Here is an 8768-nt window from a genome sequence, read left to right on the forward strand (position 1 = left end):
GCTTGCGGTTCTCGTACAGCGGCACCGCCAGCGCCACGGTGGCGGGGCCGAGCAGAAAATGCACGAACTGCGCGCCGCCGAAATAGGTGGTGTAGGAGGTGCCGGTCGCCCACAGGAACACGCCGATAATCCACATGGCGTGCAGAACCGGATTGACCAGCGGATTGCGCCCGGTCGCCTGCGACACCGCATCGGTCGCCGCATAGACCAGCAGCGTCACGGTCAGCCACAGCAGCGGCGTCTGCGACAGATACACCCACAGCGAGAACCGGTTGGCGTTCATCGGGGCACCCACATCGCCAGCAGCCGCGCCACCACCACGAATGTCACCACCGTGACCACCAACGTGATCAGCACCGACCCGGCCAGGACCAGCATGATCGCAACACCGTGGGTGGTGATCATATCGAGCTGCTGGATTACCCCCACGCCGGCAGGCACGAACAGCAGCGACAAATGCGCCAGCATGCCCTTGGAAGCCTCCTCGACGCCGCCATTGCCGAGCGGTCCGAGCGCGAGCGGCTTGACGTAATCGCGCAGCACCAACAGGCAGAACAGCAACATCAAGCCAAGCACCGGACTTGGCAACGGCAACCCCAACCCGCGGGCGATCACTTCGCCGACGAGCTGGCACAGCAGGATCAGGCCGACACTGGCGATCATCAGGTTCCCTCACGCGGAAAATCGTCCGCACCGATGCGGGCTCCGTCGGAACCTGTCAATCGCAGCAGCGGGACGGCTGCTATGCGCCGATACCGCCGGTACGACGCAGAAGGGCCGGGTCGCCGCGCAGCCGTCCATGAAAGCGCGTGAGGTCAGCCCTTCAGGCGCTTGTTGCACTCGCTCCAGTAACCACCGCCCTTTTGAATCCAGCGAAGGCCGCCCGTGGTGTTCGCGGCCTTGTTCGCCTTCCACTGCTGCGCGCAAGTATGCAGTCGCGCCAGCGTCGGCTTTTCCTGGGCAAACTTTGCGTCGATCGCGGTCGGATACACCGCCGGCCCTTGCGGCACAGCCGGCGCTGCGGCGCTCTTGGCTTTCGACTTGCCCTCGGGTTTGGATTCGGCCGGCTTGGCTTCGGATTTAGCCTCCGGCTTCGCGTCGGGCTTGGCATCTGCCGGTTTGGCCTCCGCGGCCTTGCTGTCGGCGCTCGCCGCTGCCCCGCAATGCTCCTTGCGGAAGTCGTTCCAGCCCTGCCCGTTCAGCGTGCCGTCGGTCTTGGCGGCCTGATACTTGGCACTGCACTCCTGCGCGGTCAGCGCCTGCGCGGGCGTTGCGGCCGACCATGTCAGCAGCGCCGCTGCAGTCATTAGCGCCGCACGGGTCTCGTACCTCAGAACTCTCATGTCCCATCTCCCTGGTGTGCCACCCGTCGATATTCTATCTCGCGGGATGCAACTGACAATTGCGATCCGATTACCAGCGGCGAGAGACAGCGAGCACCCGCATCGCCGGCATGGCCGCGCGCGCGAGGCGCAATTGCCGAAGGTATAATGATTTGCAATAAGGTCGCGTGCCTCAAAATCCTGCGCTGACCGCCATGACGTTGCGGTCCAAGACTCTCCAGGTGGTCGAAACGATCGCCATCGGCTCAGCCGGCGGCGCATTGTTCTATTGGGCGCAGCTCCCCGGCGGACTGATCACGGGCGCGATGATCGCGGTCGGCGCCGCCGGCCTTGCCGGACGGAAAATGGGCCTGCCGCCGCCGCTGTCGCACATCGTGCTGATGGCGCTCGGCGTCTCGCTGGGCTCGGTGGTGTCGCCCACCATGGTGCACAATCTGGCGTCCTATCCGGTGACGATCGGGCTGCTCGCGGTGGCGACGTTTTGCGCCACCTTCGGCAGCAGCATCTATCTGCAGCGCGTCCACGGCTGGGACCGGACGTCGGCATTGCTGGCCGGCAGTCCCGGGGCGCTGTCGCAGATCATCATGCTGGCTACCGAACGCAAGGCGGACGTGCCCGGCATCGCCGTCGTTCAAGTCATGCGCGTGATCATCCTGACCAGCGCGGTGCCGATGCTGCTGGCGCTGATCGGCATGGCGGGTCACGGGCCATTGCCGTCGCGCGGGCCGGAGGCGACACCGCTCGTTCTCGCGGTCCTGATTGCGGTCGCGGTCGGCGTCGCGCTGCTGCTGCGGCTGGTGAACTTCCCCGCAAGCTGGATGTTCGGCGCAATGCTCGGCTCATCGGTGCTGCACGGCGGCGGTTGGGTGGAAGGCACGCTGCCGCAATGGGCCTATCTGGCAGCACTGGTCGGGATCGGCACCTTGATCGGCGCTCGGTTCGGCGCCATCAAGCCGCGCACGATCCTCAGTTATATCGGGGCGGCGCTAGGTTCGTTCGCCGTCGCGATCGCGATCTCGGCGGTGTTCGTCGTCGCCATCATGCTGACCACGCCGGTCAAGCTGAACGACCTGGTGGTGGCGTTTTCACCCGGTGCGATGGACGCCATGATGGCGCTGGCGCTGACGCTGCATATCGACCCGGTGTTCGTCGGCGCGCACCATCTGTCGCGCTTCATCTACGTCTCGATCGTGACGCCGGGGATCGTGCATTGGTTCGGGCACAGCCCGGACGACGTCGACGACTGACCTCAGCTCCGCTTAAGCCGGACCAAGCCCCATCCGCACAGCGCGGCGAGCGCCAGCGAGGCCAGCACGTTGTAGCCGGCAAACGACAGGCCGAGAAACCGCCACTGCACCTCGTCGCAGCGCACAACTTTGACCGTGTCGAGCTGGGCGAGCAGCCCCCCTGCCTTGCTGAGGTCCAGGATCGGTCCCGAGCAGTCCGACGGGCCGGCCCAGAAGCGCCATTCGACGCCGGCGTGGTAGGCGGCAAGGCCGGCGTTGCCGAGCGCCATCAGGCCGAGCACGACCAGGCCCGCCGCCAGCAGTCCCACCGGCGCGCGGCGCCAGGCCGCGAAGGCGATCAGCAGCCCGAGCGGAATGTCGAGATAGTAGGCGTAACGCTGCTCCAGGCAGAGCTTGCATGGCGCCAGCCCCAGCACGAGCTGGGAAAACCAAGCCAGCCCCAGTGCCGCCACAGCGACGACCGCGACGGTCAACGCCACGCCCCCCGCGATCCGCTCCGGGCGGCCCGTCTCGGAAAGGGTGCCTCGATGGTCGATCAGGTCGGCGGTCAATGTCGATCTCCCGGATGCGGCAGGGGTCGTATCGCGGGGCCGAGACGCTGTCGAGACGTCGTCCGATCAAACCAGAGTGTCCGCCGTCGCCTCGGCGCGTCGGGTTGACCCCGACTCCGGGACCGCTATAGTCCGCGCGCTTCGCAGCCGGATGAATTCGGTCGCGCGGGCCCCTGTGGCGGAACTGGTAGACGCGCTCGACTCAAAATCGAGTTCCGCAAGGAGTGCTGGTTCGATCCCGGCCAGGGGCACCATTTCGCCGAGCACATCTGCCCCCGCGTTCAGCAGTCCCTTTGTACAACAGCTTCTGTCACGGACGGCATGCTGCACTGCGCAGCAGAGCGTGCAACGCAGCATCGATCTTGGCTCCCAGGACCCGCTTCGCGAGTGACAGCAGCTCGCAATTCAGTTATTCGATCAACTAAGTAATTTAACGAAGTCGGTCGAGGTAATCGGGAGGGGGTCGCAGTCTTGCGACTGGGCAACAGCATCCAGGATCATTGCGACGTTCGAGGACTGCTCGATCACGACGAGTACAGTGACGAATTCAGCAGATTGCTATGCGTGGCGCAGAACGAAGGCGTCAGCTTTTCCGAATGCGTGGCCGCCGCGAAACTGATCCGATCGAGCAACGGACCCGGTTGGCGGCAGGCTTGGGAAGAACTCGCCAGATCACATCTCCGTCGCGCTCAGGAAGCCTGTCGCACCGGCAATGAGTTGGCGGCGCAAAAAGGCTGGCTGCATGCGGCTAACTATTTCATGGCCGCAGCGATCGAGAGCTGCCCGGAGGGCGCTGAACCAACCCTGGGAGCTTTGGCGCACACCTGCCTCCGGCACTTTCTGGCGAAGCTGAGCCCCCAAGGCGAGACCGTCGTCATCCCGTGGCTGGAAGAGAGATCCCTCGAGGGTTTCTATCTGCCGGTCACCTCTCACGGCGCGAACGCACATCCGGTCGTCGTCTGTATCGCCGAGACCCGGCGCACCAAAGAAGAGATCTTGTCACTGGTCCTGCGCTCCGCTCGTCAGCGCGGCATGGCGCTGCTCTGTGTCGACCTTCCCGATGAGGCACCATCGCCACGTGTCGCCGCCGAGACCGGCATCACGGCGGCACTCGACTATCTGATCGAGGCCCGCGGGATCGACCCGGCGCGAATCGCTGTCATCGGCGACGGGAGCCCCTCTTCGCTCGTCACCCGTGGCATCGCTCTCGACGGCCGCGCCGCAGCCGCCGTGTGCGACGGCGGGCTCTGGGACTTATGGGCGGCACGTCAGACCGACGCCTGTGGCGCTGCGCTCGGCATGGTTCAAGCCGGCCCCCGGCTGCCGGCGGTGAGCTGTCCGATGCTGGTTCCGCTGCGGGCAGGCGAAGGCATCGAGCCGGGCCACGCCCGCCATCTGCTGGCCCAACATCACGCCGGAAACCGCGACATCCTGCTGAAGGTATTTGGCGAGACGAGCAGCGGTCCGTGGACGCTGGACGGCTACGACCCAATTCTGGTGGCCGACTTCGTATTCGACTGGCTCGGCCAGCAATTGAATTCCGGAGCCGGGGAAGCCGACTGCATTCGCCGGCTGGAGTCGCGTTTATAGGCCGCTGGCGAGTTTGACGGTCGCCTTTTCCAGGCGGTTCTGTAGATCGCCGAGCTGGGACGTGAGCTGTTCCAGTTCCTCGCCACTGATCTCTTCAAAGATGAAGCTGTTGAGGGCGCGCTCGTCGGTCGCCAGACCGGCAATCTGCTTGTAGGCCTTATCAGATAGAGACAGCTTCACCACCCGCGCGTCGTGGCTGTCGACCTGGCGCCGGACCAAGCCCTTCTTCTCAAGAAGCTTGGATTGCGTGGTGATGAACGACGGATCCACGTGGACCGCCTTGGCGACATGGCGGATCGAAACTCCATCGCCCTGCTCGAGGTCCATCACGGCCATCAGCAGCGCGAATTGCGGCCCGCTGATGCCGAGCGACTTGGCTCGGAACTGACGAATCTCGTCGAGAAATACGGCAACGCCCGCGACCGTCGTGGCGAAACGCCTGGCGAGGTCTGGGTCGATCGTCGAGCCGCGTGGCGCACGAGCCTCTGCTTTACTCTTGGTCTGCATTGTCCGGTCAGTGTCCCGCACAAGCGCCGATGCTCGTGCATAGCTCGTCGCACAACTAGGTTGGCAGTGTACACAACTTCCTCAACCGCTCATATCAATTCCGGTCGAACACGGGCGTCTGTGCACGCTGCGCGCAGCTATACAGGTTTTGCGAGAAGATTGCTGCCCGGACGAGTGCGGGCAAGACGGCCGCTCCTCGCATAACTTGTGAATGCTAGAGGGCAGAGCAGGAGCGGCATCCTCAACATCCCGCCCGACCTGCAGCTTCAACGCGGCGGTCGACAGAAGCCGCTGAACCGACCTCGATCTTCTTGCAACACCTCGACCTTCCACCAGTCGTGGAAATTGTGCGTCGCCGCAGCCTTGTTGCACAAATGCAACGCGCCGATCCAAATCATATTGCTGAGTAGATAAATGAATTTGCTAACGTGATGAAATCAACCATGATCCGGCGCAGACGGGGTGGGGCAAACAATAGTCGTCCCGTTGAGAGGTCTGTCGCGCCGAGGCGCTGGCGAACTTCGCGTCACAGGGCCACCTCGGGGCGCTCCCGAAGGAACCGGCTCCATCCACTTTGTTGACCTTGGAGGGTTGCAATGAACATCATTAAGCAACTGGCGCTGGGAACAGCTGCGGCGGTAATCGCTGTTGGCAGTGCTCAGGCCGCTGATCTTCCGTTGAAGGCGAAAGCCGTCGAATACGTGAAGGTCTGCTCGATCTACGGCGCCGGCTTCTACTACATCCCGGGCACCGACACCTGCATCAAGCTCGGCGGCTATCTGCGCGCCGACGTCACGATGTTCGGCAGCGGCGGCTATAACGCTCCGGCCTGGAACGGCAACGCCGGTCAGAAGAACCGTCTTTCCAACGACTACATCTTCCGGTCTCGTCAGGACATCAACATCGATACCCGCACCGCGACCGAATACGGCGTGGTTCGCACCTACTTCGATGCGACCTTCAACTGGACCACGGGCACCGACACCATCGCCAACGGCTCGCTCGGCGTGTACTACGCGTTCATCCAGTTCGCCGGCTTCACCTTCGGTAAGGCGGTGTCGCAGTTCGACACTCCCTGGACCGGCTATCCGGGCAACAACACTTCGTTCCTGATCGGCGGCTACGACGACGTCACCGGCATCAACCAGGTGTCGTACACCGCGGAATTCGGCAACGGCGTGTCGGCCTCGATCTCGCTCGAAGATCAGTCGTCGTACCTGCAGTCGGCCCTGTACAACGTGTCGTCCGCTCCGAACTTCCTGGCCTACGGCGCCAACTCCTACGCCGGCACCTCGATCCCCGACATCGTCGGCAAGATCCGTGTCGACCAGGCTTGGGGTCTGTTCCAGGTTTCGGCCGCGGCGCATCAGGTTCGTGCCAGCTACTACAACCCGGCGCTCGAGACCTCCGGTCATCCGAGCGACACTTGGGGCTATGCAGTCCAGGGCGCTCTGTCGCTCAAGAACCTGCCGACCGGCCCCGGCGACAGCATCAACATCACGGCGACCTACTCGAACGGCGCGACCCGTTACGTGCTGGGCGGCGTGAGCCCGAACTCGTTCGCGATCTACGGCAACAACTCGGTCCCGGGTACCTACCAGAGCGTCGCGTTCGGCGTTGCGGCTGACGGCGTGTTTGCCGGCCTCAACAACCTGACCGGCACCGGCATCGAGAAGACCAGCGCCTGGGGCGTACGTGGTGCGTTCAACCACAACTGGAACCCCTACTGGTCGAGCTCGCTGTTCGGTTCGTACACCAAGATCGACTACAACGGCACTGCGACTGCTCTGATCTGCAACGGTCTCGGCGCCAACGTGGCCGGCTTCAACTGCAATCCGGACTTCGCGATTGCTCAGGTCGGCACCGTCACCCGCTGGACCCCGGTCAAGAACCTGACCCTGTCGGGCGAAGTGATGTACACCTACCTCGACCAGGCCTCCTCGGGTATCCTGCCGCTGACCGCTTCGGCGACCAAGCCGGCTGCGAACTACGAGTTCAAGGACCAGGGCGTCTGGAGCGGCAACCTCCGCGTTCAGCGCAACTTCTGATCTCCGCTTTTCGAAGCGAGATCTGATGAACCCCGGCGGGCAACCGCCGGGGTTTTTCTTTGCGCATCGAACACCGGTTCTTGGAATGATTTCGATCGTAAACCAGCACACAACGCGAAGCGTGGAGGCATGTATCAGCGCTCCCTCACCAGCAGAGGAGGAGATCGCCATTTACTACGAGTGTTCGCGAGGCGCTTCCTGCAGACATGTCGATCGGCCGCACTCATTGAGTAAATTACCTGTTGTAGTCAGGCAAAATACTCATATACTTATGAACAAGGTCAGCGGGTGATCGGTGACCGTCGAAGGAGAGGAAAGAGATTTCGGTTCCTTCATGAGACCTCCAGGAAACCTCCGGCAATGCCCTGCCGGAGGTTTTCGCTTTTGGGGGCATCGCCTCGACTGCCAACAGGCCCAGCCGGAAAACGGCACCATCGCCGAACAGCGGTTGGCGCGGGCCTGCCCTGCAAACGCCACATGCCGGCTCGTCATCCTCCGCCGTGCGTCTTCCCGCCCGTTTGACGATTTCCGTTCGGCGGAGTTTGATTGAGGAATCAAATAGCTGATGCGAAGGTGCCGCGCCGAGCGCGACCTTCAGATGCGGCGCGCGGTATCGCTTGGGAGCGGGACGCATGCCTCCTTCGCCATAGGTTGCATGGCTCTTTTTGTCACAGCGACTAGACGAATCGCATCAATCCCCTGGCCGCTCCTAGCAAGAAAGAGTCGTTGATGGTCAACGCCGAGCGCATCCTTGCTCCCCACCTCCGCTCCAAGGTCATGACCGCAGCCGACGCTGCCGCGCTGATTCCGTCCGGCGCGCATGTCGGCATGAGCGGCTTCACCGGCGCCGGTTATCCGAAGCTGCTGCCGCTGGCGCTCGCCGAGCGCATCAACGCGCATCACGCCCGCGGCCAGAAGTTCAAGGTCAGCGTCTGGACCGGCGCCTCGACGGCGCCCGAGCTCGACGGCGCACTCGCCAAGGTCGACGGCATCGAGATGCGGCTGCCTTATCAGTCGGACCCGACCTGCCGTAAGCGCATCAACGCCGGGCGGATGGAATACATCGACATCCATCTGTCCCACGTCGCCCAGCACGCCTGGTTCGGCTTCCTTGGTAAGCTCGACATTGCTGTGGTCGAAGTCGCCGGCATCCGCGAGGACGGCAGCCTGATCCCGTCGTCGTCAATCGGCAACAACAAGACCTGGCTCGATCTCGCCGACAAGGTCATCCTGGAGGTCAATGCCTGGCAGGACATTCGCCTCGAAGGCATGCACGACGTCTATTACGGCACGCAGCTGCCGCCGAACCGCAAACCGATTCCGATCATCGCCTCGGGTGACCGCATCGGTGAGCAGTATCTGCGCTGCGATTCCGCCAAGATCGTCGCGATCGTCGAGACCAACCTGCCCGATCGCAACTCGGCGTTCTCGCCGCCCGACGACACCTCGCAGGCGATCGCCGGCCACATCCTGGCATTCCTC

General features: G+C 63.5%; 8 protein-coding genes, 1 tRNA gene and 1 pseudogene. 5 read left to right on the plus strand and 5 right to left on the minus strand.

Translation table 11 applies throughout. The annotated features are described in order from the left end of the window. From DYI24_RS15285 to DYI24_RS15295, 3 genes are all read right to left on the minus strand, one after another. On the minus strand, nt 1–283 hold a 283-nt coding region (locus tag DYI24_RS15285; protein WP_164572898.1), incomplete at its 3' end, for an LrgB family protein. Further along, nucleotides 280–663 carry a CidA/LrgA family protein gene (locus DYI24_RS15290; RefSeq protein ID WP_107342752.1) on the minus strand — a complete coding sequence of 128 codons (384 nt, stop codon included), beginning with the start codon at nt 661–663 and terminating at the stop codon, nt 280–282. The genes DYI24_RS15285 and DYI24_RS15290, both read right to left, overlap by 4 nt. Before the next feature lie 152 nt (nt 664–815). Next, entirely contained in the window at nt 816–1343 is a 528-nt protein-coding gene (locus DYI24_RS15295) for a hypothetical protein (RefSeq protein WP_164572899.1), read from the minus strand. 194 nt (nt 1344–1537) lie between these two features. Here DYI24_RS15295 and DYI24_RS15300 point away from each other — a divergent pair, with 194 nt between their 5' ends. Then, nucleotides 1538–2590: an AbrB family transcriptional regulator gene (locus DYI24_RS15300; protein WP_107354063.1), complete on the plus strand. Its 1053-nt coding sequence runs from the start codon at nt 1538–1540 to the stop codon at nt 2588–2590. A gap of 2 nt (nt 2591–2592) precedes the next feature. Here DYI24_RS15300 and DYI24_RS15305 read toward each other — a convergent pair whose 3' ends face one another. Then, nucleotides 2593–3141, minus strand: coding sequence for a disulfide bond formation protein B (locus tag DYI24_RS15305; RefSeq protein ID WP_164572900.1), 549 nt, complete (start codon nt 3139–3141; stop codon nt 2593–2595). A 169-nt stretch (nt 3142–3310) separates the two neighbouring features. Between DYI24_RS15305 and DYI24_RS15310 the strand changes: the two genes are divergently transcribed. Then, nucleotides 3311–3395 (plus strand) — tRNA-Leu (locus DYI24_RS15310). Nucleotides 3396–3612: 217 nt separating this feature from the next. Further along, nucleotides 3613–4731 carry an alpha/beta hydrolase family protein gene (locus DYI24_RS15315; protein WP_205523539.1) on the plus strand — a complete coding sequence of 373 codons (1119 nt, stop codon included), beginning with the start codon at nt 3613–3615 and terminating at the stop codon, nt 4729–4731. Here the strand turns inward: DYI24_RS15315 and DYI24_RS15320 are convergent. Further along, nucleotides 4726–5238 carry a MarR family winged helix-turn-helix transcriptional regulator gene (locus DYI24_RS15320; protein ID WP_164572901.1) on the minus strand — a complete coding sequence of 171 codons (513 nt, stop codon included), beginning with the start codon at nt 5236–5238 and terminating at the stop codon, nt 4726–4728. The two genes, DYI24_RS15315 and DYI24_RS15320, sit on opposite strands and share 6 nt — an antisense overlap. 596 nt (nt 5239–5834) lie before the next feature. On the opposite strand from DYI24_RS15320, the gene DYI24_RS15325 reads away from it, so the two are divergent. Together DYI24_RS15325 and DYI24_RS15330 are read left to right on the plus strand one after the other, a co-directional pair. After that, nucleotides 5835–7286 carry a porin gene (locus tag DYI24_RS15325; RefSeq protein ID WP_164572902.1) on the plus strand — a complete coding sequence of 484 codons (1452 nt, stop codon included), beginning with the start codon at nt 5835–5837 and terminating at the stop codon, nt 7284–7286. Nucleotides 7287–8015: 729 nt separating this feature from the next. Further along, nucleotides 8016–8768 (plus strand): annotated as a pseudogene (locus DYI24_RS15330) (propionyl-CoA--succinate CoA transferase); the annotation flags it as partial.

Origin of the sequence: Rhodopseudomonas sp. BR0C11 (genome assembly GCF_010820945.1) — a bacterium.
Lineage (GTDB): Bacteria > Pseudomonadota > Alphaproteobacteria > Rhizobiales > Xanthobacteraceae > Rhodopseudomonas > Rhodopseudomonas palustris_H.